22 protein-coding genes are annotated in these 25,112 nt (G+C 50.3%); 4 read left to right on the top strand and 18 right to left on the bottom strand.

The annotated features are described in order from the left end of the window. Positions 1-48 precede the first annotated feature (48 nt). From FPE01S_RS10425 to FPE01S_RS26430, 15 genes are all read right to left on the bottom strand, one after another. The gene (locus tag FPE01S_RS10425; RefSeq protein WP_052955701.1) at positions 49-2,982 is read right to left on the bottom strand and encodes an insulinase family protein; all 2,934 of its coding nucleotides are present in this window, start codon (positions 2,980-2,982) and stop codon (positions 49-51) included. A 6-nt stretch (positions 2,983-2,988) separates the two neighbouring features. Beyond that, positions 2,989-5,010, bottom strand: a complete 2,022-nt coding sequence (locus FPE01S_RS10420; RefSeq protein ID WP_046368971.1) for a protein-disulfide reductase DsbD family protein — start codon at positions 5,008-5,010, stop codon at positions 2,989-2,991. A gap of 147 nt (positions 5,011-5,157) precedes the next feature. Then, on the bottom strand, positions 5,158-5,475 hold the full coding sequence (locus FPE01S_RS10415) for a hypothetical protein (protein WP_046368970.1): 318 nt from the start codon (positions 5,473-5,475) through the stop codon (positions 5,158-5,160). A gap of 11 nt (positions 5,476-5,486) precedes the next feature. Then, positions 5,487-5,939: a protein-disulfide reductase DsbD domain-containing protein gene (locus tag FPE01S_RS10410; protein ID WP_046368969.1), complete on the bottom strand. Its 453-nt coding sequence runs from the start codon at positions 5,937-5,939 to the stop codon at positions 5,487-5,489. A gap of 97 nt (positions 5,940-6,036) precedes the next feature. Next, positions 6,037-7,161 (bottom strand): TlpA disulfide reductase family protein, encoded by a 1,125-nt coding sequence (locus FPE01S_RS10405; RefSeq protein WP_046368968.1) that lies wholly within the window; start codon positions 7,159-7,161, stop codon positions 6,037-6,039. Between the two features lie 46 nt (positions 7,162-7,207). After that, positions 7,208-7,699: a protein-disulfide reductase DsbD domain-containing protein gene (locus FPE01S_RS10400; RefSeq protein ID WP_046368967.1), complete on the bottom strand. Its 492-nt coding sequence runs from the start codon at positions 7,697-7,699 to the stop codon at positions 7,208-7,210. Beyond that, complete coding sequence (locus FPE01S_RS10395; protein WP_046368966.1) at positions 7,699-9,207, bottom strand: hypothetical protein; 1,509 nt, start codon at positions 9,205-9,207, stop codon at positions 7,699-7,701. The genes FPE01S_RS10400 and FPE01S_RS10395 overlap by 1 nt, the downstream gene beginning before the upstream one ends. A gap of 21 nt (positions 9,208-9,228) precedes the next feature. Beyond that, positions 9,229-10,425 (bottom strand): TlpA disulfide reductase family protein, encoded by a 1,197-nt coding sequence (locus tag FPE01S_RS24835; RefSeq protein WP_052955700.1) that lies wholly within the window; start codon positions 10,423-10,425, stop codon positions 9,229-9,231. Between the two features lie 23 nt (positions 10,426-10,448). After that, on the bottom strand, positions 10,449-11,657 hold the full coding sequence (locus FPE01S_RS10385) for a TlpA disulfide reductase family protein (RefSeq protein ID WP_046368965.1): 1,209 nt from the start codon (positions 11,655-11,657) through the stop codon (positions 10,449-10,451). A gap of 114 nt (positions 11,658-11,771) precedes the next feature. Next, complete coding sequence (locus tag FPE01S_RS24830; protein ID WP_052955699.1) at positions 11,772-13,202, bottom strand: RagB/SusD family nutrient uptake outer membrane protein; 1,431 nt, start codon at positions 13,200-13,202, stop codon at positions 11,772-11,774. A gap of 18 nt (positions 13,203-13,220) precedes the next feature. Continuing rightward, positions 13,221-16,718, bottom strand: a complete 3,498-nt coding sequence (locus FPE01S_RS10370) for a TonB-dependent receptor (protein ID WP_046369789.1) — start codon at positions 16,716-16,718, stop codon at positions 13,221-13,223. Positions 16,719-16,920: 202 nt separating this feature from the next. Further along, positions 16,921-18,108: a FecR family protein gene (locus FPE01S_RS10365; RefSeq protein WP_052955698.1), complete on the bottom strand. Its 1,188-nt coding sequence runs from the start codon at positions 18,106-18,108 to the stop codon at positions 16,921-16,923. A 94-nt stretch (positions 18,109-18,202) separates the two neighbouring features. Then, entirely contained in the window at positions 18,203-18,808 is a 606-nt protein-coding gene (locus FPE01S_RS10360) for an RNA polymerase sigma factor (RefSeq protein WP_052955697.1), read from the bottom strand. Between the two features lie 225 nt (positions 18,809-19,033). Beyond that, positions 19,034-19,507, bottom strand: a complete 474-nt coding sequence (locus FPE01S_RS10355) for a hypothetical protein (RefSeq protein ID WP_052955696.1) — start codon at positions 19,505-19,507, stop codon at positions 19,034-19,036. 35 nt (positions 19,508-19,542) lie between these two features. Beyond that, complete coding sequence (locus tag FPE01S_RS26430) at positions 19,543-19,767, bottom strand: type II toxin-antitoxin system HigB family toxin (RefSeq protein ID WP_217998203.1); 225 nt, start codon at positions 19,765-19,767, stop codon at positions 19,543-19,545. Between the two features lie 24 nt (positions 19,768-19,791). Between FPE01S_RS26430 and FPE01S_RS10345 the strand changes: the two genes are divergently transcribed. Beyond that, positions 19,792-20,157 carry an alpha/beta hydrolase gene (locus FPE01S_RS10345; RefSeq protein WP_369403727.1) on the top strand — a complete coding sequence of 122 codons (366 nt, stop codon included), beginning with the start codon at positions 19,792-19,794 and terminating at the stop codon, positions 20,155-20,157. A gap of 84 nt (positions 20,158-20,241) precedes the next feature. On the opposite strand, the gene FPE01S_RS10340 is transcribed toward FPE01S_RS10345, so the two are convergent. From FPE01S_RS10340 to FPE01S_RS10325, 3 genes are all read right to left on the bottom strand, one after another. Beyond that, the gene (locus tag FPE01S_RS10340) at positions 20,242-21,366 is read right to left on the bottom strand and encodes a TlpA disulfide reductase family protein (RefSeq protein ID WP_046368960.1); all 1,125 of its coding nucleotides are present in this window, start codon (positions 21,364-21,366) and stop codon (positions 20,242-20,244) included. Positions 21,367-22,058: 692 nt separating this feature from the next. Continuing rightward, complete coding sequence (locus FPE01S_RS10330) at positions 22,059-22,289, bottom strand: hypothetical protein (protein ID WP_046368958.1); 231 nt, start codon at positions 22,287-22,289, stop codon at positions 22,059-22,061. A 66-nt stretch (positions 22,290-22,355) separates the two neighbouring features. Next, on the bottom strand, positions 22,356-22,733 hold the full coding sequence (locus tag FPE01S_RS10325) for a PKD domain-containing protein (RefSeq protein ID WP_046368957.1): 378 nt from the start codon (positions 22,731-22,733) through the stop codon (positions 22,356-22,358). Between the two features lie 117 nt (positions 22,734-22,850). Between FPE01S_RS10325 and FPE01S_RS10320 the strand changes: the two genes are divergently transcribed. The 3 genes from FPE01S_RS10320 to FPE01S_RS10310 all read left to right on the top strand — a co-directional run bounded on the left by FPE01S_RS10320 (position 22,851) and on the right by FPE01S_RS10310 (position 25,112). After that, positions 22,851-23,720 (top strand): SGNH/GDSL hydrolase family protein, encoded by an 870-nt coding sequence (locus FPE01S_RS10320; protein ID WP_046368956.1) that lies wholly within the window; start codon positions 22,851-22,853, stop codon positions 23,718-23,720. A gap of 5 nt (positions 23,721-23,725) precedes the next feature. Beyond that, entirely contained in the window at positions 23,726-24,133 is a 408-nt protein-coding gene (locus FPE01S_RS10315) for a VOC family protein (RefSeq protein WP_217998202.1), read from the top strand. 184 nt (positions 24,134-24,317) lie between these two features. Further along, positions 24,318-25,112, top strand: coding sequence for an alpha/beta hydrolase family protein (locus FPE01S_RS10310; RefSeq protein ID WP_052955695.1), 795 nt, complete (start codon positions 24,318-24,320; stop codon positions 25,110-25,112).

Below are 25,112 nucleotides of genomic sequence, written 5' to 3'. Positions count from 1 at the left end.
GCGATGTAGACACATCACTCTAGGGTTACACACACATGAGAAAAGAAATCAGTAGCCGAAAATCTCTTCCAGGCTTAAAACTTTCAGCTCACCGTATTTTTTCAGGTCATCCAGACTGACCTTCTTATCCGATGCCACCACACAATACGTGTATGGCTGCTGTGATAATTTTTCCCGGTGAAAGGCATCGAGATCGTTCAGCGTAATGTTTTTATAGGCTTCGTAGTTTACCTGCCGCTGGTCAACCGTTATTCCTTTGCGCTGCGCATTGAGGTAACTGGCGATGATCGCATTGGGTTGGATTCGGTCGGTCTCCATATCTTTCATCAAACCTGTGCGTGCATTGGTGAATCCCTGCTCCACCTGCGGCAGGTCATTCAGCAATTCGTTCATTGCCTTGATCGCATCATTCATTTTATCGGCCTGGCTACCCACATAAGCCACAAAGGAGAACGGATCGCTTTTCCGGGAAGGCGTGTTCACAAAAGCATAGGTGGAATAGGCCAGGGCTTTTGATTCCCGTATCACCGAGAACACAATGGTACCCATACCCCCACCGAAATAATTGTTGAACACATTCACCAGTGCTTCATTTTTCGGGTCATATTTTGACAGTGACCTTACCCAGAAGATCTCGCTCTGCACTGCATCGTAATTGGCAAACAATACTTTGTTGCTTCCCTGCGTGATCCGCTCAAATTTTACCGGTGCCGGTGCCGAAGTCCAGCTGCCCGGTAACGGGTGCAGGTTCTTCAGGCTGCCCGAAGAGGCAGTCAAAGAGAGCGGTCCATAGTAGCCGATCTTATGCTGGTAGTTGAACAGCGAATGCAGGATGGTCGTCAGGTCTTCCGGTTTCAGGGCCTGCAGTGCGGCTTCCGGCAATACATAATTGAAGGGATTCTGTGCACCATAATAAGCATAGGATTGTAATCCCCGGGCAATTGATCCCTTGTTTAGTTTATTATTGGCCCTTGCTTTAAGAATTGTAGCCTTCAGGTTCTCCAGCGCTTCGGCATCAGGTTGACAATTCCGGATCAGGTCTTCGAACAACCGTACGGCTTTTTCAAAATTCTCACCCAGGCCGCTGATGGTGATGGCCGTCTGATCATCTCCCGGCTGCACGTCGAAGCTGCACGCGAGATTGTAAAACTGCTTGCTGATGGCTTCTGAGGTCAACTTGTCTGTACCGAGGTATTCCAGGTACTGTGCAGCAATGGGCAACAGCTTGTTGTTCCAGCCACCCATATCGAACTGGTAAGTCAGGCGGAATAAACCATTCTCCTTATTGGGCACATACAACAGTTCAGCATTGTTGAGTTGGCGTTTCTGCAGGTCATTATCATAGTCGATCCATACCGGCTTCACGGCGGGTAGTTTGGATTCGATGACCGCCGCTACAAAAGGCGAGGTTTTTCCTTCGTTGGTTTCCACCGGCGTAATCGGTGGCTTGTCCACCTTAGTCACATTTTTATCTTCTCCTTTCCGCTTGTAAAGGATAACATAGTTGTTATCAGTGAAGAAGCCTTTCGCGAAATCGGACAACTCTTTTTTGGATACCTTCTTCATTTCATCGATCATGGCGACGTTCTTGTTCCAGCTCGCCCCTTTTGATTTGATGTAGTCATCCATCAATTGATTCACGCGGTTGCCGTTGTTTTCGAGGCCCTGCAATTCATTAAGTTTGGAATTGGCCACGATCGCCGGGATCAGCGACTCCTCGAAGTTGCCGTTCTTCAGGTCATTCAACTGGCCCATCAGGAGGTCTTTCGCAGCTTCCAGGGTCTGCCCCTGCTTGGGTGAAGCCACCAGGAAGAAAATACCATAGTCCCGGTACTGCCACAGTCCTGCTCCCGCACCCAGCACTTTTTGCTGCTTGTTCAGGTTCAGATCGATCAGTCCGGCGTTGCCATTGCTCAACACCGAACTGGCGAGGTCGGCCAGCATGGCATCGCGGGTTCCGGCCGCCGGTGCACGATACACGAGGCGTACACTTTCTGCAGATGGTCCGAAAACTTCCTTGACCTCGGGGCCGTTGATCGGCGCTTCTTTCGGGCCTTTGTATTCCTCCACCGGCTTCGGTTGCATAAAAGCAAACTGCTTGTCGATCTTAGCGACTAGTTCGTCGGGATTGAAATCGCCGGCCATGATGATGGCCATATTGTTGGGCACATAGAACTTGTCGTAGAATTGCCGGATGGCCACGATGGAGGGGTTCTTCAGGTGCTCAATGGTGCCGATGGTCGTCTGCTGCCCGTAGTGGTGGGTTGGAAATATAGAAGAGAACATGGCTTCCTGCATCTTGTTGCCGTCATTGTCCAGCCCGCGGTTCTTTTCTTCATACACCGCTTCGAGCTCCGTATGGAAAATGCGGAAGACGGGGTAACGGAAACGTTCTGCCTGGATGGCCAGGAACTTGTCCATCGCATTGGCGGGAATGTCTTCCTCGTAGACAGTTTCTTCTACCCAGGTATGCGCATTGGTGGCTTGTGATCCCAGCACTTTCATCATGCGGTCGTATTCACCGGCAATGGCATATTTGGCGGCTTCGCCGGAAACCTGGTCAATCTGCTGATAGATGGTTTTGCGTTGGGCAGGATCTGTTGTCTTATTGTACTGTTCGTAGAGTTTTTCCACCTGGTCGAGCAGGGGTTTTTCCTTTGACCAGTCCAGCGAACCGTATTTGTCGGTTCCCTTGAACAGCAGGTGTTCGAGGTAGTGTGCGAGGCCGGTGTGATCAACAGGATCACTGTTACTGCCTGCCCGTACGGCAACGCGTACCGCAACACGGGGTTCTTTAGTGTTTTTGGACAGGATGACGGTCAGGCCGTTCTTCAGGGTATAAAACCGGGCGCCCATCGGGTCGTTGGTGACATACCGGTAGGTGTATCCGCCTGCTGTTGCCTGCTTCCACTCAATACCCTTCTGGGCTTTGAGCGAGACAGCCATTGCCATCAGCAGCAGGAAGGTGCTTACTATTCGCATGGGTTCTTATTTGACAGATGAAATGTTCTGTTGATAGGCTGCCTTTACCTGGTCCAGCAGCTGAATGAATTTGGGAATGTCCGGATCATAGCCATAGCCTTCCGGTGCCAGGCGCTTTTCGTTGCCGTCCAGGAAGAAATAGTAGGGTTGGGTATTGGCACCGAAGTGGGTCACCTGGCGGTCGGCATTGAGATCGCCCAGGGTTTCCACCTGTTTGTCCAGCACTTTGGAGAAATATTGTTCGCCTTCAGGGATATCGATATTGTGCACATCCACATAGAGGGAGACGATCACAAAGTCTTCCTTCAGTCTTTTCATTACCTCAGGATCACTCCACACCTGCCCTTCCATCTTGCGGCAGTTGACGCAGTTGATGCCGGTAAAGTCGAGCATCAACGGCTTCTTCAGTTTGCGGGAGGCTTCGAGTGCTTCCTGGTAATCGAAGTAAGTGACCATGCCGTATTTGGTGACTACTTCGGGCTCGTACATGCGCATCCGTTCATAATATTTGGAAGGATGCATGGCGGTTTCCTTAGGTGTGGTGGCTGATGGCTGAACGATACTGGCGGTGGCTGCCGACGCATTGTAATCCTGCGTGCCCATGGGCGGAACAAAGGCGGAGATGCCCTTCAACGGCGCACCCCAGAGGCCCGGTATCATGTACACCATAAAGATGAAAGACGACATGGCAAACAGGAGCCGCGATACTTTCAGGTAGGGTAAACCGAAATCATTTTTAGGAAGCTCGTCATCGTGATGAAATTTCAGTTTGCCGAGCAGGTACAGGCCCAGTAATCCGAAGATCACTACCCAGGCAGCGATGAATACTTCGCGGTCGAGGAGGCGCCAGCCTTTGGCCAGGTCGGCGTTGGACAAAAACTTCAGCGCGAGCGCCAGCTCTAAAAACCCGAGCGTCACTTTCACTGAATTGAGCCATCCGCCTGCTTTACCCAATACGTTTAGTTTGGAAGGAAAGAAGGCAAACAGCGCAAAGGGTAATGCGAGCGCGAGGGAGAAGCCGAACATGCCGGTAAGCGGTCCCCAGTAGCTGCCTTTGGCTGCCAGCACGAGCAGGTTGCCGATGATCGGTCCCGTACAGGAGAAAGACACCAACGCCAATGTAAGCGCCATGAAGAAAATGCCCAGGAAGTTTCCGCTGCCTGCCTTGCTGTCAGCCTTATTCGTCCAGGATGATGGCAGCGCTATATCAAAAGCGCCGAGGAAGGAAATCCCGAACACCACGAATAAGACAAAGAAGAGGAGGTTGGCGATCCAGTTGGTGGCCAGGTTATTCAATGCAGCCGGGCCAAAGATGAGTGTGGTCAGAAAACCCAGCAGCGTAAAGATGATCACGATCGAAGAAGAATAGTACAGGGCATTCCGGATGCCCTCTGCACGCGTTTTACTTCTCTTCGTAAAAAAGCTTACCGTAACGGGAATCATGGAGTACACGCAGGGCGTCAGCAAGGCGAGCAGTCCGCCGCCAAATGCGGTGAAGAAGATCCACAACAGGGACTGATGCTCCACGCCCTTTTGACTGGCTGCAGCGCCTGTCGTTACCTGCTGTTCTTCCGGCTTAATGGAAAATTTGAAAGCCTTCTCTTCCGGCAGATACAGATCACCGGAACGGTACATATAGTTGATACTGCCCTTCAGCACGAGGCTTTCGGTCAGTGCGGCTTTTATTCTCTGTTGCCACAGCAGGGTATCGGAATAAAACTTTACCACCGCATCCAGCGAAGCGTCTTTCTCCTGCTCCAGCTTTCCCTTCTCCTCCACTTTGCCATTTAACCGTCCAAGGAACGCGCTGTCAAAGCTGATGGCCGAATACAGCGCATCGCTTTCGCTGGTTTGCAAGGCATATACTTTCATCCCCTTCGGGATAACTGTTTTGATGGACAACAGCACTTCGGCATCACTGATCCGCGTCTTATTCAGTTGCAATTGCAGTGCGGTGGAGTCCGCTGCATGCACTGTAAAAGCAATAAGGATCAATAACGCGCTACCACACGCACGAACAAACTTCATGATCGACACAATTATCAGGTTAAAGTCGGGAATGTTTATTACGAAATGAGCTGTTTTATTTTATCCCGGAAATTTTCCGGAATCTGACTTTTATCAGGTGTGTATTTCCGGCAGGACCGTATGTATACGTCAAATACCGAATATTTTTCACTTCACGGTTTTCACATTTTGTAGTCGTGAGATGCAGGCTTTGGCCGCGGTGATATCCTCCTGCCGCGTAGAGCGGAATTCCACCTCTATCCAGACCGTGCTGGTCCACGCTGTTTGCCGGATGGTCTTCGTTTCCATCCTGGTCACGTCCAGCCGCGCACAGCAATCAGCAACCATATTGACTACCTGCTCCCCGTTCTGCACCTCCACATAAAAGGTTCGCCGGCCGCCTACCTTTGCGTTGTCGGCCAGGCTGGAACGGCAGGCGGACAAACCCACCACCAGTAAACAAAACAGCGCAGTTACAATTCTCATGCGATGGGCAGTTAATTCAGGGCGATCTCAAATTTCCTGGTAACGGGCGGCAGGCATTCATGGTCATTACAGGTCATGAAGTAGACGCTGCCCGTCAATGCTGTCTTGGCTTTCCCCTTCAGCTTCACCAACTGCACGAATACCACCTTCCCCGAAAACTGTTTTACGTCCACGCCAAACAGTTCCTCGCGGCGCTGCTCCATTTTGCCCACTTCCTTTGCCGCACCCACAAGGCTCACCAGCGGGTTCTTCGCAAAGGAGATTTCGGTGGGAATCGGGCCGCCTTCTGGCGTAGTCTGTGAATAGATATGCCAGCCGTTTTCAATATTGGCAGTCATGGATACTTCATAGGTGTTCGCATCAATCGCTTTGGAAGCAAAGGCCCACTGGATCGGATTCTTCACCTGGGCATTCAGCACATTCAGGGCCATCAGTCCGAATGCCAGCAAAAGGACTTTTTTCATGTATAATTGTTTAGAAGATTATTTTAGTAAGGACGCAGGATCTCGCCGGAGGTACTAGTGACGCCCCGAAAAAAATTTAAACAATGTCGGCAGCGGGTTAAGGAAGCAGTTCAGCCAGCTTCTTGTGAAGATCTTCCCCGGTAATGTTTTTGGCAATGATCTTTCCCTGCTGGTCGATCAGCAGGTTCTGCGGGATCGCCTGGATACCGTACAGTTTTGCCACCGCATTGTTCCAGAATTTCAGGTCACTTACATGTGTCCAGGTCAGTCCATCCTTGTGAATAGCGTCCAGCCATGCCTGTTTTTTTCCCGGCTGATCCAGTGACACACTGAGCACTGTGAACTGTTTGTCTTTATACTGCTCGTAGGCTTTCACCACGTTCGGATTCTCCGCGCGGCAGGGACCGCACCAGCTGGCCCAGAAATCAAGCAGTACATATTTTCCTCTAAAGGAGGACAATGACACGGGTTTGTCCAGCGTATCATTCTGGGTAAACTCCAGTGCATACGCGCCAACGGCAGTCTTCTTTGCCGTCTCGATCTGGTTCTTAAAGGCAATGCCGGAAGGCAACTGTTTGGTGCCGGCGGGAAGCGCTTCAAATAAGGGCTCCACCTTCGCAGGATCCAGGTCATACCCGGCGTACTGCTTCAGTACGTACAGCGCGATCGGTGAGTTCCCGTTATTCACGATATACGGCAGGGTGACCTTATTGCTCTTTTCTTTCGACAGGCTGTCAAACTGTGCCATGATGCGTTTCATGCCTTCCTCATCCTTCTGCTCATAACACTTTGAGTAGGGTTCATTCAAAGCCTGCATGGCCTCATCATACGACTCACCCAGTTTATTCAGTTTTTCAAATTCAGCATTGGCCTTTGATCCGGATATGGTGGCCCCTTGCAGGGAGTCTTTGATCCTGATGGTCATCTGGCCGGGTTCAAGGAAGATCATTTTCCGCTCTACCCGCGTATTGGTCTTTCCATCCGGCTTATCGTATTTGATGGTGAGCATGGCCTGGGTCGGTTCTTCCAGGGCTGTTTTGATGGTGAACTGTCCTTTGGTAGCTGCTACGCTATCGCTTTTCCTGTCCTCGCCCACGCTGTAATTCAGGTAGATCATTTTCACCGGGTCGGCACTTTTGATCGTTCCTTTGATGGTGAGCGGTTTTCCGGGTTCGGCCAGGACGAGTGCCGGGAACACCAGTAAGGGAAATATGCTTTTCATGTTGATCGCGATTAGGTGTTATGGTTATGATGATGCAGGGGAATCTTCAATTGTTCAGTTCAACTGTCTTCTCCACCGGCCGGAGGCATTGCCGCAGGTCACAGGCCTGGTAATACAATCCGACCACCGTCTTGCCCGGCTTGGCGCCGGCCACTTTCACGGCCTTCTGCACAAACACGGCTTCTTTCTCATACAACAGCACACCGGGGTCATTTACCGAGGCCGTCGGCTTTGTCTTCTCCCATTTGCCTACTGCCCGGATATTCTCCGGCAATTGCAATACATGCTCGATGGGAATATAGGGCTGGTTGTCCGGCACATAGGAATAGATATGCCAGCCTGGCGCCAGCGCCACTTTCACGATATAGGCAATACTATCACCGCTGATCACCGTCCCGGCACGCAGTGCCACCGGATCCTGCACGGCGGGCGGGTCCATTTTCATTTGCTGAACGGCATCTGATACCTTTTTGCCCAGTTCACTTTGCGCGGAGGCGGACAAAGACGCCAGCAGTAGTGCTATCAGGATAGTTCTCATCAGTTGTAGGTATTGACCTGGAACCGGTAACCACTGGTTTCCGTGAAATACAGCTTCTTCCGGTTTTTATTCAGCCATTGCTGCCATTCTGCCGCCGAATTAAATTTCTCCGGCGTATATTTTTTCAACACAGCCAGTGCGAGGTCCGGTTTTTTGTTTTCTTTCAGCATATTGATACAGGTTTCCAGCAGTTTGATGCTGTGGTTGGAAACACCGATCTGTTGTACCAGCGTATCGATCGTATAGCTGTCGTGTCCATAAGGATCACAATACACGTAATCGATATTATCGTTCAGGTATTTTTTGAACCCGTCTACGTTACCGTTGAACTGTTGGGCGAACCTGCCCATCATCATGGCAGAAAATTCCTCCCATGTCGGTATAGCCTGCTCATTGCCCAGGTATTGCAGCGATTCTTCCTCGGATGAGGTAAGTGCGATACCTTTTGCTTTCTTCTCGTCCAGGTCCTTTTTTGATTTTACGCTTTGCTCATTGAATGCCTTGATCTGTTGCACGTAGTCTTCGTAAACTTTGCGGGAAAGATTGTGTTGAATCTCTTTCACCCTGTCTGTAGTGGCCATGGTCTGGCTGTACTTCAAGGTAATGGGCACTCTCCCGTTAAACTGTTTCATGTACGCTACAGCATTTACGAAAACCTGCTTTGCCTCCTCCGTCATATCCGCTGGCGAAGCACCGAATCCCCACAGGAAGAAATTGCCATGACGTGCCAATGCAACTGCTGTTACATCTTTCTGGTTCACACCGCTGGAGATCACTTCTGCATCGGGTCCTTCGAGAAACCTGCTGCCCCGGGAAACCAGGCCAATCCGAACAGGCTTGCCTTCCATGTACCCGTCCTTCTGCACCCGCCACATCGGGATCTGTTTCGGAACTGTATCTCCTGATGCATAGTGGTAGATTCCTTCCGGTGTATTCTTGATCACCATCGTTGGCGTTACTTTGTTCACCGGGCCTTTAAAAATGGGATGGGATGCATTCATGTGATGTGCATCAGCATCCAGGCACAAACAGAGCCAGTCGAGTTTCAAACCGATCCTGTCGCCCATTTCGCTGGCAGTACTGGCAATGAATACTACTGGTCTGGAAAAATTGTCGGGGAGGTAGCGAGGGGAAATATATCTCCTTTCCCCGTCTGCGGTTGTATCCCATCTCGTGGGCTCGAGTTCTTTGGTTCTGAAATCGAAAATGGTCACATCATAGGGCTCGGAATCCGCCGCCTTCCAGTCACGGCAGTCAACGGTAGCCACTTCCGTAAAATACTGGCTGAGCAAAGCTTTGAAAGCAGGCATCCTTACCGGGTACTCTTTCAGAAATTCTTCTTTGCTCATCATACCCGGATAAGAACGGCTAGTCTCAGGTGCCGGTTTTGACGGGTCATAGCCGACAAACAGCACTTTCAGTTTTGTTTTTGAGCCGCTTTGTGCAGCGAGCTGCCCCGCAGCCAGTACAGCCAGGCAGGCTAACAGGAAAATGATTCGTGATCGCATATCGGTTAAGGTTTTGGGGTATCAGCTGCCAAATATTTCAGCCAGTTTTTCGTCGATCTTTTTCTCGTCCCCGCTAGACACCAGGATCTTTCCTTCCTTGTCCAGCAACACATAGAAAGGGATAAAATGGGTGAGGTACAATGACCCTACTCTCGCGGGCATATTCTTTACCGGGAATTCATCACACACCTGGGTCCACGGCATCTTCTCCTGGTCCATTGCCTTGAACCATGCCTTCCACTGTGAATCATCCGAAACACTCAGGATGTCAAAACCTTTGTCCTTGTATTTCGCATACACCTGTTTCCAGTGCGGGATCGCCTGCCGGCAGGGATGACACCAGCTTGCCCAGAAATCGATCATCACATATTTCCCCCTCAGGGAAGACAGGGTGAATGTTGAACTATCGCGTTTCAACAAAGTAAAGTCAGGCGCTACGCTTCCGGGTGATACTGCCCTGCGCTTCGCCACAATGCCTTCGAGGCTGGAATAGTAGGGAGACTGTTTCGCTTCACCCGTGAATTTTGCCACCAGCGTTTGCATATCGGCCAGGGGCATTTCGGAATACCAGTTGTACAGGTCCCGTAACATATAAGCACCAGCCGCTGAACCCGGGTTTGCATTGATGTATCTGCTCACGGTACTGAGCCGGATGTTGTTTGCCAGTTTTCGTAAAGAGTCCGCCTGGTCGCGGTACCGGTATTCCTGGTCTTTATCTTTTTCTGCCTGGATCTTGTTGCCCAGTTCCTCCAGTTGCCCGTCAAACTGCTTTTGCGCAGTATCCTGCTGGTAGGCCATCCAGGCGTCATAGTTCGAAGACCCCGACTCCGTGAATTTCGTGATGCTCGCGCCCTTCGATTCGCCATACATCGTGTAGTCGTAATGCATGGCGCCGGTGGTGTCGGCAGTTACTTCAAGCGGTTGGTTTTCGAGAAAGATCCTGAAAGACCAGTTGCCCGGCTCGGCCGTAACCGTCACCATCTGTGGCGCTGCTGTCTTTCCGCGAAATTCAAACCCGCCGTCTTTCAGCACGGTGCTGTCCAGCACGGTTGACGTGCGGTCATCGTCATTGTAAGCGGAGAGCTTAACCGTTCCGTCCTTCAGGCCTTTGATGGTGCCTTTCAGGACGTAGGCGTCATCCACTTTTTTGCTGCCGGGACTCTGACAGGCCAGCAGCCCACAGAGTGATGCTGCGAACAGGAAGCAATACTTGTACATCGTATAGACTTGTTTAGTAGTAATCAGATGCCGCCAAAGATCTCCGACAGTTTTTTGTCCATCGCCTCATCATTTTCTCCACCGCCGCCGTACCGGCCGATGATCACACCATTCGGATCGATCAGCACTTTAGTCGGAAGGCTGTGAATGCCATAGTAGTTGGAGATATCGCTTTCATTCGGCTCACCTTTCATCCGCTTGTCCATGTCCAGACCCCGCAGCACATGCTTCCACACGCCGATCTTATCCTGCTCCACGGCCTTCGCCCACGCCTCGGGTTTACCATCATCATCCGACACGCCGATGATCTCCAGTCCTTTGTCTCTATATTTTGCATACAAGCCCAGCAGGTGGGGATTGCCCTTACGGCAGGGACCGCACCAGGACGCCCAGAAATCCACCAGTACGTATTTGCCTTTATAATCAGCCAGGCTCAGCAGCTGTCCGCGCAGCTCCTTTGAAGCGAACACGTAAGCGGTCGCACCGGGTGATCCCATGCGCAAGCCGTCGAGTTCTTTCCTGATCGCCTTGCCCAGGCTGCTGTTTTGAATATCAGCAGAAAGCAGTCCATATCTTTTTTCACCTTCTGCCAGCGGCATGGAAGAGATACTGTACCGCAACAGGGATGCCGTCACGAAAGAAGCAGGATGCTGATCCATGAACGCCGCCTGCTTTTTGTTCAGTTGTTCATAATAAGGATCCATCGCGTCTTTTGCTTTGGTCGCTTCTTCTTTCAGCTTCACCAGCGTTGCTTCATCCTTCTTTGCCTTGATGGCAGCTATGTACTTTTGATTTTCTTCGTCGTATTTTTTCCGCAGGGGATCCAGTTGTGCATTGATGTCAGCCTGGCTCTTTTTCAGCACATCGGCTTCGTCCTGGATCGGCGATCCTTTCAGCACAGCCGACTGGTTAAAACTGGCGTAGTCCAACGTCAGTTTCATTTTCGCAGGCACCAGGTACAAATAGGTGTACCTGCCATCAGCGCCTCTTTTGTCCATCATGACCACCGCTTGTACCGGGCCATCCAGTTCGCCCTTGAACGCAAACTTTCCGCCACTGATCCTGGCACTGTCCACGATATATTTTTCTGTCGCGGTATTTTCATAACTCAGGTAGATATACCCGTCAGGCTTTCCTTTGATGTTGCCATCCAGCTGGAAGGATGTTTGCTGGGCGATAGCCGGAATTCCGGACAGCACGACAAATGCGGATGCTATTATTTTGCAGATCATGTTGCGAATTGATGAGGTGAGTATCACAGATAAAGACGCAGTCATTTCCTGGTCAGGTAGTTCGTCCTGACAATTAAATGATAATAAAATGTTGTAATCGTAACCCGGTGACCGTTATTTGTTGTAACCGGGGTTCTGATCGCCGATGGCGGGATTCTGCCGGAACTCGTCGCTCGGGATCGGGAAGTAAAACTGTCGTTGATCAGTGATCGTAGGCTTCAGTTGTTTTACGGTTTCAAACGGCAATCGCATTAACGTGGTCCACTCGATACCATCTTCAGCGGTCAGGCACCTGGCCACTTCATAATAGTTTTGCAGCAACAGCTCATCACTGGTGGTGGCATCATCCACCGCAGAAAAATCAGTGACACCACCCTTGCTCATGACCGTTTTGATCAGATCTTTTGCAGTTTCCAAATCACCACCCGAACGGATGGTCGCTTCAGCCACCAGCAGGTACACTTCAGACAACCGGAAAGCATAGGAAGTTTCAGAGTTTTGCGTGGGCGATGTGCCGTAAGGAATATACTTTAAGAAATAGTAGGTATCGGGTGAGTAGGCCTGGTAGGGTGTAGCCGGGCCGATCATCCATTCGCCCCGCGGGTCGCCGGTAAAAAGATCTTTCAGTTCCTGGTGCGCTACATACAAGGACGATTGCACGGGGTACCAGGCCCGGCTCATGATATAATAAAATGCTTCCTGGTTGGGTTGCGGCTTGATGCCCAGGAGCACTTCCTTACTGGTGAGGCCTTTCACATAAAACAGGTCTTTCAGGTTCGCTTCCAGTTCATAGTTGCCGGAGTTGATGATCGCATTACCGAGACTGATCACTTCGGTGTAATCATTGTCCTGTCCCCTCGCGATCAATACCCGCATCTTCAACGCCATCGCCGTCCATTTTGTCGCATAGTAAGCCGGAGCAGTCTCCACACCATTTTCAATCGCAAAGTCGAGGTCGCCCAAAATCGCGCTGTAACTGTCGTCAACGGAACTGCGCGCTTTGGGGATATTGCTCAGCGTACTCAATTCATCCCGCAACAGTACGCCATAGGGACTACCCGGTTTATTCCATTCCCCGAAAAATGTAAGCAATTTATAGTCGCCATAGGCACGCAGGAAACGCGCTTCGGCCAGGATCTCGTTTTTCCTGTTCTCTGTAAACAGGTTATCCGCCAGGCCATTCACCGCACCGATCACCCCGTTGGCTGAATTGATGATCAGGTAATCGTTTATCCATTCTGTGGGCGAGAAGGAACTGCTTTCATTGCTGTTCAGCTCATCGGGGAACTGACCAAAGCCGTACCCGATATAGGGCGACAACATGCCACCCCAGACCTGGTGGTTGGTCCAGAGCGTTATATTATCACTGGTCACATTAGCGAGCCGGTAATACACGCCATTGAGGGCGGTCTGCGCCGACTTCTCGTCGATGATCGCTGTGCCGTCAACCTTGGCATTCTTCGGTAAAGCATCCAGTTGCCTGTCGCACGAGGAGATCACTGCCGCCAGGAGAATTATTGCTATATAGGATTTAATACGTCGCATTGTCAAAGTAATTAATGATTAAAAACCAAGTCTCACACCGGCATTGAACTGCCGCATCGTCGGATAAGTACCGGCGTCGGTATAACCGTTGATCAGGCTGTAGGGATCGTTGCTGATCTCGGGATCAGGACCCGGGTAGCCGGTGATCGTAAACAGGTTGCTTCCGGAAACATATACCATGGCGGTCCGCATATGACATTTCGACAACAAGCGTTGCGGAATTTCATAGTTCACCGTAATGGATTTCAACTTGATATAGGAAGCATCATGCACCTGGGCGCTGGACGCACCTGTACCGTACGAGTTGGTTTCTTTCAGTACCAGCGAGGGACGATTCGCATCGGGATTATCCTTGCTCCAGTGATCCTGCAGGATCCGGGTATTCCGGTTGGTCAGGTCGCCCACCCCAAATGCTTTCAGGTCGGGCAGGTAAAGCAAGTCACCGCCATAGGAGAAAGTCAGCAGCGCCATTACACTGAACTGCTTGTAGGAAAAGGTATTGGTAACACCACCATAAAATTTCGGCTCAGCACTGCCAATGATATCCCTGGCAAAGTAGCCTTTATAGGTGCCGGAATCAATCGTCTGGTACATGGGGTAGCCCAGCGCGAGGTAGTCGAAAAAGCCATATTGCGCATACAGGCTTCTTGCCTTGTATTCCTCCATCTCCTTCTGCGTTTTGATCACGCCCTGGTATATATAGCCGTAGATCTGTCCCACAGGCTGTCCTTCGCGGAGAATGGTATTGCCCAGGTCAAACTGTGACCGGTAGAAAGGATCGCTGTAACCGGTTTTGGTAGGATCCTGGATATCATCATTGATCTTGGTCACTTTTGAGCGGTTGCCGGAAACGTTCAGCGCGATGTTCCAGGTGATGTTCTTGTTGCGGATGGCATCTACCCGGAGGTCGATTTCCAATCCTTTGTTGCTGATATCCGCGAGGTTCACGAGCGCAGAAGCAAAACCTGAACTGGTAGCAACGTTGTAGGCCATCAGCAGGTCTGAACTGTTTTTGCTGTAGTACCCGATCGCACCGCGCAGGCGGTTTTTAAACATCGCAAAGTCGATACCCGCATCCTTCTGCAGCGTAGTTTCCCATTTGATTTTATCGTTACCCAGTTGTGTCGGGATCAGCGCATTGGTAGAGGCGTAAGATGCCGGCGTATACAGGGTATAAAACAAGTTGTCTCCGAGGTTTTGTGTACCGGTATAACCAGCACTTGCCCTGAACTTCAGTTCATCCAGCCAGGTGACATTGCGCAGGAAGGATTCTTCGCTGGCCCTCCAGGCTACACCGAAGGAAGGGAAGTAACCCACCCGGTTGTTCTTGGGGAACTTGGATGATTCATCAGAGCGTGCAGTAACGGTGAACAGGTAACGTTCTTTCCAGGCGTAGTTGGCGCGCAGGTAGAAGCTCAGCAAAGAGCTCTGGGATTCGCTGTTTTTGGGTGGCAATGCTAGTGCAGCAGACGACAGGCCATTCAGGAATTCATCATCCGGGAAGCCTTGTCCAGCTGCGGTAAAACTCTGTGCGTTCGCCCGCTGCCAGGAGGTACCGGCCAGCAGGTTGATCCGGTTATCGCGGTTGAATTGTTTGTCCCAGGTTAACGTATTTTCAAAGAAGGCATCGGTCCGCTGCGTTTGGGCCTGCGTAGCGATACCGCCATTGGAAGGGATCGCCCCGCTGGCGTCAGAAACCATCACGGTAGACGGTACATAGTTCAGCTGGTGGTAATTGTTGTAGTTGACGGAAGCGGTGCTTTTGAACTTCAGCGATTTTACAATTTCATATTCAACTGACATGGATCCCAGCAGGAGCAGGTTTTTGGAAGTATTCTTTCCCTGCAGCAGGGTCATCGGGTTCTGGATGCCTTCGTAGGGTGCCGAACCAAAAGAGATCGGATCAAAAACAGCGGGGGAACCGTCCGCAGCAAAAGGGGCATATGTTGGCGGAACAAACTGTGCTGAGGAATAGATCCCATCGGTAATATTGTTTTTGGTAAAGCCGTAATCGAGGTTGGTGATCAGGCGGAGTTTCGGCGTGATCTCATTGTCAAGGTTTACCTTACCGGAGATCCTGCTGAAATCTGTTCCTTCCAGTGTTCCTGTTTGTTTCGCATAGGCAAGGGAGGTATAGTACCGGGAGCCGGTACCACCGCCCCGGACACTTACATCGAGGTTGTTGCTGATGCCGGTGCGCGTAACCAGGTCCATCCAGTCGGTATTGGCGGTGCCGAGTGTGGTGGGGTCGTTGATGATGGCAGATGCCAGCGGATCCGCGGGTTTGCCCTGGTCTGCGAGCAATGCATTCAGGTTTTTGGCGCCTTCCAGCATCACCGATTTATATTGTTCTGTGTTCAGCAGTTTTTCCGTGATCGGTTTGCTGAAGCCGGTATAGAAGTTTGCCTCGAGGATGGGCTTCTCATTTTTCTTTCCCTTTTTGGTGGTGATGATCACTACCCCATTGGCAGCCCTTGATCCGTAGATTGCCGTGGCGGAGGCATCTTTGAGGATATCGATGCTTTCGATATCGTTGATGTTGAGACCTGCGAGTGTGTTCAGGCCCCGTGCGAAGGAAGAGCCGATGGCATTGTCCATATATTGCCCGTCCTGCCCGAGTCTTTCAATGGGGTTCACCACATCTGCGGCACTTTGCACATAGTTGTTGGTAATGGGTACCTGTACCCCGTCGATCACATACAGCGGATCGTTGCCGCCGATCAGGGAAGCGCCGCCGCGAATGCGGATCCGTGCAACACCGCCCGGCGAGCCGTCTGCCTGTGTTACCTGTACGCCGGCAGCTTTACCTGCCAGAGCCTGGTCTACTGAAACGAAAGGGGTGTTTTTGATCTCGTTCACATTTACGGAAGCGACAGAACCCGTGAGGTCTTTCCGTTTGCTGCTGCCGTAGCCGACCATGACGAGGTCGCTCAGCGCAGTGGCCTGCAGGGTCAGCGTGATGGTGATATTTTCCTGTTTAGTGGCAACTTTATGCTCCACGGTGCCGAACCCGATGAAGCTGAACTCGAGGATGGCTTTCGGGTCGACGTCAGGAAGGGTAAAGCGGCCCTGTTCATCAGTCTTGGTTCCGTTTTTGGTGCCTTTTACCAGCACGCTTACGCCGGGCATGGGATCCCCGTGATCGTCCACCACTCTTCCGGATACATCAATCCCTGCATTATCGGCAACAGGCGGTGGTTGGTTGGCTGCAGGTGGCTGCAATTCCTTCTCCCTGATGAAAATTGTTTTGCCCTTAATGACATAGTGCAGCGGCTGGTTGCGCAGGCAGATGTCGAGCGTCTCCTCCAGGCTGAGGTCACGCACATCGAGGGACAAAGGTTGCGTGTTCCTCAGGTCGTTGTTGTTGTAAAAGAAGACAAAGCCTGTTTGTTTTTCGATCGATGTAAACACTGATTTCAGGTTAACATTCTTGCCGGAAAACGAGATTTTCTGTGCAGTTCCGACGGCACTAACCTGTAGGAAGGCGGCAGTTAGCAGTAAAACGGTCAGTTTCATAGTCTTCACCGTTTGTTCAGCAAGCCGGGGCCTGCTGCTAGTGAAAAAATTCATACATTAGCAGTGTTGTGGTTAACAATATGCCTGTCACGGCTATCTAATTGGTTAACTCAATCAGGGCCAGAATGTCGCGAGCATGTCTGGCTTTTTTGTGTCAACCTGGTTTTCACCCGGGTAGTAACAGTAATATTTGCGTTTAAGGTTATGGCAGTATCACTAGTTTTTTTCCGTTTTCAATCCGGTAATGCACTTTGGCCTGGCCCAACCCGTCGAGCAGGTCTTTCAGGCTGAGTTTCCGGTCAATTTTCCCCGAGAAGGTTTCATTGTTGTCGCCTTCATAGATCACATCGATATCGTACCACCTGGACAATTCCCGCATCACCGTCTCCACGGGTGCATTATCAAAAGAGAAATATCCATTCTTCCAGGCCATCACTTTGTTCACATCAACGTCATATTCAATCCTGAGCTGCGCACCACTGGCATTGGCCTGCTGGCCGGGATTCAGGATCACGTGACCCGTCTCATTATTCACCATCAGCCTGCCTTCCAGCAGTGTCGTACGCACCTGGGGTTCGTCCGCATAACTGTTGATATTAAAATGCGTACCCAATACCGTCACATACAGGTTATTCACTTTCACCTGGAAGGGCATATCAGGATTATGCGCCACTTCAAAGTAACCTTCACCCGTCAGCTCAACCACTCTCGACTTGCCGGTAAAAGCAGCGGGAAACCGCAAAGATGAAGCGGCATTCAGCCAGGCTTTGCTGCCGTCTGCCAGTTCCACCTGGTATTCCCCGCCCCGCGGCGTGGTGATCGTATTGTATAGAACTTCTCCTGTTTTGGCTACTTCGTCATAACTCAGTTGTCCGCCGATCTTGATCACTTTTATGCCGCCCTGGCTGGCCAGTGCCCCGTTGGCGGCCGTATCCAGCACGATCTGCTGCCCGTTGGCCAGTGTCAGTATGGCCTTTTCCCCGCCCGGCGGCACATCGCCTGATCCGGCGTTCCTGGCAATTGGATTGCTATCTGCCGGCGTTTCTTTTTTGGTCAGAAAAGCCGCTCCGATCGCCAGCAGTATGGCAACGGAAGCCGCCACGGAGATCCTGAGCCACAGCTTTCTTTTGCGGGCTGTGAGCGCCACGATCTTCGCTTCGCCGGCCTGGGCATTGATCCGGTTCAGAAGGTTTCGTTCGATGGAGGCGAGCACCTGGGGTGGATAATCGCCCTCATGGGCACGGTTCTCCCACTCCTCTTTCAGGATCTCTTCCAACTGTTTGCGGTATTCTTCCTTTTCTAAAAGTTCAAGCAGTTTCTGATGTTCCGGTTGTGGCACCCCGGAAACATAATTCTCAAGCAAGTGGCGGAAATCATTTTCCTTATTCATATACGTCAATTAGCCCGGCAATCGTTCCCTATCCATTAAAGACGGGTTCTGTAAGCCGGTGGGTAGTTCTCCTTAACAATATTTTAAAATTTGTTTATTGAAAAAGTATTTGCGTGGCGGCGATCAGCACCAGGAGCTTTTCTTCATGCAGCACCAGGTTGCTCCGGAGGAAGTTCAGCGCCCTGACAATATGATCTTTTACGCCGTTCCTTGAAATATCCAGTTCCAATGCGATTTCTTCATAGGATTTTCCTTCCAGCCGGCTCATCGTGAATACTTTCTTGCGTACAGGTGGCAGTTTGTCGATAAGACCCAGGATGCGCTGATGAAATTCTTTGTATTGTAACTGTTTGTCCGGCCGCAGGAGCGTTTCTTCAAGATTGTCGGTAAAGCCGGTAGTGGAATCTTTCTTTTTCCGGAGTGCCGAGATCAGTTCGTTGCGTGCCACGATGAACAGGTAACCGGAAAAATTTTCTATGCCGGGCAGCCGGTCACGGCCTGCCCAGATCTTCATGAATACGTCCTGGGTTACTTCCTGGGCGAGTTCGGCAGATTTGAGATAGGTGATTGCCTGGGTGTACACCTTAACCCAGTAATGCCGGAGAATAATGGTAAATGCGTTCTGGTCACCCTCGCTTGCAGCGTGGAGCCATCGCCTGAGTTCGGCCTCAGGCGGCATTTTTGGGTCCTGTTCGGTCACGTAAGCAGTTGTTCTTTAGTCAGAGAAGCCACCTGGCAGAATTGCACTTCGTAACAGGCGGGAATCAATGAAAAACCGGCGAGGGATATGGTTTGTAGGCAGCCGGATTTCAACGATTAAAATAGAACATATTTTGTTTCCGGCAAAAGCGGAGCATTCCAGACTTATTTTTTTGTGGTATGGCAACAAGTTATAATATGGAAGCAGACTATCAGCGTAAAGCTGTCAGATCGCTTTCAGGATGACATTGGCGTCAACGGAAAGTTTTTCGTGCACTGCTTTTATGAATTGCACATCGGGCTTCTGTTTGCCGTTCATGATGAGGGAAAACTTCGCATCACTTACCCCTAACAGTTTAGCGGCAAAATTCTGGTTGATGTGCAACTGCACCAACCGCATGCGGATGATATCCGGAAGCGAAGACGGCAGCGGCAGCGGATCGTGCTGATCCTCGAAAGACTCTGCCGCTTCCGCAAGAGACGCCAGCCTTTTCCGTTCGGAAGCATTGAGATTCCTTTCGCCGCGTTTCATTAAATTATCGATCTCCTGCATGGTGAGATCATAGGCCTCCTGGCTTATGATAATTTTCCTTTTAGGTGCAGCTTTAGTTATTTTTCCGGAAACGGATTTCTTTTTCACACCCCGGCTAGCGGAAACAGTAACTTTTCCTGTTCCCTTTCTAATGTTAAGCGCTTCCATATTTATTCTACTTTTTTTGTCAAATGCCCATGGCCCTAAAGATCCGACAGCCTGACCCGATCATAGTCAGCGTGCGTTCCAATAAATTTTACAAATATGGTACGCGGGTTAAAAAAGATCCTTGCAATCAACCTGTACTTATTTCCAAGAGTATTGAACACATACAGATCATTTCCGACATAGTCAGTGCCCGGCAACTGTTGTTTTAAAACTGAAAAGCTTTGCCAGTCGTTCTCCTTACAGATAATATACCACCTCAACAACGCATTTCCGGCTAGCAGTTAATGAGGCAATGCAAATCTAAATTAATTTTTAGTTTTTCTAAATTTTATTTTCTCACGGGAGGCCTTTTTCTTCCCTACTTTCACAAAAAGGTAAAAACCCCGGCCTTTATGTATGCGTCGCAAGGTGCATTTGCGGGACAGTGTTTTGTGAGCCCGGTGACCAATGCTGCCTGGAGGTCAAAACCCACTTTCGGCATCATTGCCACGGAGGACAAGAGTATTTTGCCGGAGATCCAGCGCAAAATGTACCAGCGGTCCAATACTACCGTCACTGAAGTAAAAGCCAGCCACTTGGTGTATGTATCACAGCCGGAAGCGGTGGCCAATGTGATCATTGATGCTGCGAAAAAAGTAAGTGGCAAGTAAGTTTACAGCATATTTGAAAAAACCACGGCCCTGCTTTTCAGCGGGGCCGTGATTTTTTATGGGTAGCGTCAGTTCATTTTCTGATTAAGGCAACAGTTCTGCAAGCTTCTGCTGCAGCTCCTCTCCCCTGATATTTTTGGCGACGATTTTTCCCTGCGGATCGAGCAGCAGGTTCTGCGGGATGGCCTGGATGCCGTACAGTTTCGCCACTTCGTTGTTCCAGAACTTAAGGTCACTGACGTGGGTCCAGGTGAGCCCGTCCTGGTGAATGGCTTTTAACCATGCGTCCTTTTTTCCGGGCTGATCCAGTGACACACCGAGTACGGTAAATTGTTTATCCTTGTATTTCTCGTAGGCTTTCACCACGTTCGGGTTCTCCCGCCGGCAGGGGCCGCACCAGCTGGCCCAGAAGTCCAGCAATACATACTTGCCTTTGAAGGAGGATAGTGACACAGGTTGATCGAGTGTATCGTTCTGCGTAAAGTCCAGTGCGTAGGCGCCCACTGCTGTTTTTTTAGCAGTTTCGATCCGGCCCTTAAACTCAATCCCCGAAGGCAGTTGACGGGTGGCAGCGGGCAATGTCTCAAACAGGGGTTCTACTTTCGCGGGATCCAGGTCATAACCTGCATATTCCCTTAAAACATACAGCGCGATCGGAGAATTCTGGTGGTTCAGGAGGTAAGGCAAACTCACTTTCTCGTCTTTTTCCTTCGTAATGCTGTCTGCCTGGGCTACGATCCGCTTCATCCCTGCCTCGTCTTTTGCTTCACTGCATTTCCGGTAGGGCTCGTTGAGGGCGTTCATCGCTGCATCATATGGCTTCTCCAGTTCGTTCAGTTTTTCATATTCCGCGTGGGCGGTTGAACCAGTCACCGTAGCCAGTTGAAGGGAGTCTTTCACTTTTACTTTGATCGTACCGGGTTCCAGGAACAGCATTTTTCTTTCGGTCCTGGTTTCATCAGAATTAATGTGTTTCTGGAATTTAGCCGACAGCGTCGCCAGGGTGGGTTCTTCCAGGTTTGCCGTAAAGGAAAACTGTCCGTTTTTTACTGTCGTACTGTCGGTGTGTCTTTCGTCGCCCACGCGGTAGGACAGGTAGATCATCTTTACCGGATCGGTTGTCTTCAGGCTACCGGTGATGGTTACGGGCTTACCCGGTGCCGCATAGCCGAAAACGGGCAGGAGGAAAAACGGAAGGATTCTTTTCATAATGGTGGTGTGACAGCTGAAGGAACAAGGATACATCAAAATTGTTTTGATTGGGCTACCATTCAAATAAAAGAACCCCATGCGGAAACATGGGGCCTTCGATTACTGCGAATGACTGACCGTATTGAAAACGTTTAATGATGCGACTACAATAATAGAAAGTCCTTTTGACTCCCGGTTCAGTAGAAATACGGAACGACCTGTTGCTTGCTTCGATTGGGCGGAAGGTATCCACTTTTTCAAATTCGGGTAATTCATAAATCTCAGTGAAACGAGCCACCAGACTGCGTTTCATAACCGTATGCGTAATAGACGCTTGTACTGAAAGCAGAGAAGGTGTTTTGTTTAATGCCCTGACAGGTTAAAGCGCTGGCTAAAACATCCAGCCGGGCTATGGGAGACCATGTATTCCAGTGGCAGAAGTGGCGGATAAACAGCGGAATCCAGATCAGGATTTTGCGGTTAGTTAAGGAAATTAATGGTAGGGAGTCCGTTGACCGCACTTCCGACAACTGCTTATAAACGTTTAATTTTGTGAAATGTAGTCTGGCGGCTCATTTCACTTCGTTCTGGAAATTGCCCACTTTCGCTAAAGCTACTGCCTAGGTTATAGCGAAGGCAGTCAAAGTCGGCAGACAAAGACGGCAGACAACACTCAAAGTTGGTGGAAAGTATTACCGGAATAAAGTATTTCAGTTGTCCTTTTTCAATTGGGTACTGTTCACCAGGTTATAAGCGGCCAATCCCAGCACCGGAAACGAAAATAAAATCAGCAACCAAACCAGTTTATAGATAAATCCTTTGTCTGGCATATTTACCAAACCAATTACTTCGCGGAACAGGAAAATCCAGCAGGCAACGTAAATCAGTACAAAAATCCATTCCAGGCCGAAAGGTCTGCTGATCAGCAGTAAATTGATCATAGCAACAGGTTTTGCCTATCAAATTACAAAAACATTCGGGAATGCTGCATTGACTGTCTTGCGCCATTATTGGTGATTAGCTTCACAGGGTGAACCTTCGGAGTGTTTGACTCCCGCCTCCTCTGGAAGCTTGATCAGAATTTTCACGGCTTTACGGCCTTCTGTGGTCTTCACTGTCAGGCGGACATCATACTGCCCTGCACTGCCATATACATACACCGGACTTGCTTCTTCGGAAACTGAACCGTCTCCAAAGTCCCACAGGGAACCAGAAATACGGGTAGACAAGTTGGTAAAATGAACTGTGTAGGGCGCTTCGTCACCAGGGTCAACTTTGTAGTCGAAGGCAACTTTAGATGCCTCTTCGCGATGATCGATGCAATTGGTTTTCCCGCAGGCGAAACAGGTCAGCAACAGCAGGAATGCAAAACTGATTCTTTCCATATGCAGAAAGTTTAGAAGCTGGCTGGAATCCGGAATGGTGCGGCGTTTTCGCGGGAAACAGGCACCTGAATTTACGAAATTTCCTCCTGAATTATATTAATTCGTCATTTTTAACCCATGAAAGCTTTGTTGCCCGTATTTCTCCTGATCTGCCTCGCGCTTCCTGTTGACCTGCCCGCCCAGCACATACCGGCAAACGCAAAACGGGTACTTTTCCTGGGCAACAGCATTACCTATGCCGGCGGCTATATCAACTACTTCGAAACCTTTTGGCTCCGGCAGCATCCGGAACAACCATTGGAAATCATCAATATGGGACTGCCAAGTGAAACCGTCAGTGGGCTGTCTGAGGACAATCATGCCGACGGCCAGTTTCCCCGCCCCGATCTGCACGAGCGGCTGTACCGCGTGATCAGGCTGGCAAAGCCGGATCTTGTGTTTGCCTGTTACGGGATGAATGATGGCATCTACCTTCCTTTTGACAGCACCCGGTTCCGGCTGTTTCAATCGGGCATCCGCTGGCTGCATGATACCCTCTCTTCGCTGCACATCGCCGTCATTCTCGTGACGCCACCCGTTTACGACGAAGCTAAAGGCGGTGCCAGCGGATATGCGGCAGTGCTTGACCAGTATTCCGACTGGCTCCTGCACATGCGGGATAGCGGCTGGTGGGTAGCAGACCTGCATTACCCGATGAAGAAAGTGCTCGACAGTGGTGTGCACCTCGCCGATGACGGCGTACATCCCGGTGATGCCGGGCATCGCATCATGGCACAGGCATTGCTCCGGGCCATCGGGGAAAAGCAATTGACCACGGATACTGCGTTGCTTGAATTGGTCGCCCGGCGGCAGGCTATCCTGAAAGATGCCTGGCTTACAGCAGCAGGACATAAGCGTCCGATGCCGGCAGGATTACCGATGGGGAAAGCAAATCAACAAGCGGCAGTACTCACTGAACAGATCAACAGTTTATTGAACAAAAAATAAAAATGATGAAAGAAGTATTTATCAATGTGGCGGTGAAAGACGTAAACCAGTCCATGGCCTTCTACACCGAACTGGGCTTTACCAACAACCCGCAGTATTCAGACGACCAGTCAAAGTGTATGGTCTGGAGTGATGCGATTTATGTGATGCTCATGAATCACGCCAAATTCCAGACATTTACCGCGAAGCCGATTGCCGATACCAAAGGCAATATTGCCGCAATTTTCGCCTTATCTGTGGAGAGCTTCGACAAAGTAAATGAAGTGGTAGAGAAGGGATTGAAAGCCGGTGGAACCGAACCAAAACCCCTGATGGATTATGGCTTCATGCAGTTACGGACTATTGAAGATTTCGACGGGCATACCTGGGAGATCTTTTTCATGGACGCCACGAAAGTGCCGGAGCAGGGCTGAATGAATTGTAACCGTCACCTGAACGACAACTGTTGTATAGGTCGTATGCATGGGCAGTTGCTTTACCTCATTGCCCTGCAGGTCCCAGAATAATATTCTGGTTTGCGTCGGGTACAAAAGAATATGTTTTTGAGGCACGTTGTGTTGTAGTTAATAAGACGTCCGGTTTAAATTTTGAAATAACATGTACTATCAATTGCTGGCTATTATCGTTTCTATCTGGTCAAATGTTTCGGTGCAAGACGAATCTGCCACAACATGGATGGGTTTTGAGAGGACAGATTTTCTGCTGAAGGAACGAGCGTGTATCCTGGTTGCCCCAAAGAAGGCGGCCAAAGGAAGGCCGTGGATCTGGCGGACGGAATTCTTCGGGCATGAACCACAGGGCGACAGCATGCTGCTGGTCAAAGGCTATCACGTAGCCTATATTGATGTGCAGAATATGTATGGCGCACCAAAAGCAATTCAATTGATGGATACGTTGTATCAATATCTCGTTAATGAAAAACACCTGCATCACAAACCAGTACTGGAGGGTTTCAGCCGCGGCGGTTTATTTGCCATGAACTGGGCCGCTACATACCCCGACCGAACCGGCTGCCTTTATCTCGATGCGCCGGTCTGTGATTTCAAAGGATGGCCTGGCAATCAGGGAAAGGGACCTGGTTCTGCCGAAGACTGGGAACGCCTGAAATCGGCATATGGGTTTACATCCGATTCAGCAGCACTCGCCTATACCTTCAACCCGGTCGATAACCTGAAACCGCTTGCGGCCTTCCACATTCCCATTCTCAGTGTGTGCGGCACTGCTGATGAAGTTGTACCGATGGATGAACATTCCCTGCTGTTGCAAAAACGATATAAGGCAATGGGTGGCTACATGGAAATCATCTCCAAAGAAGGGGTCGGCCACCACCCGCATAGCCTGAAAGATCCACAACCCATTATAGACTTCATACTCCGGCATTCTATCCACTAA

Source organism: Flavihumibacter petaseus NBRC 106054 (assembly GCF_000974785.1).
GTDB classification, from domain to species: Bacteria; Bacteroidota; Bacteroidia; order Chitinophagales; family Chitinophagaceae; genus Flavihumibacter; species Flavihumibacter petaseus.
Note: the sequence above shows the minus strand (reverse complement) of the source record. Positions and strands in the feature narration are given on the sequence as shown.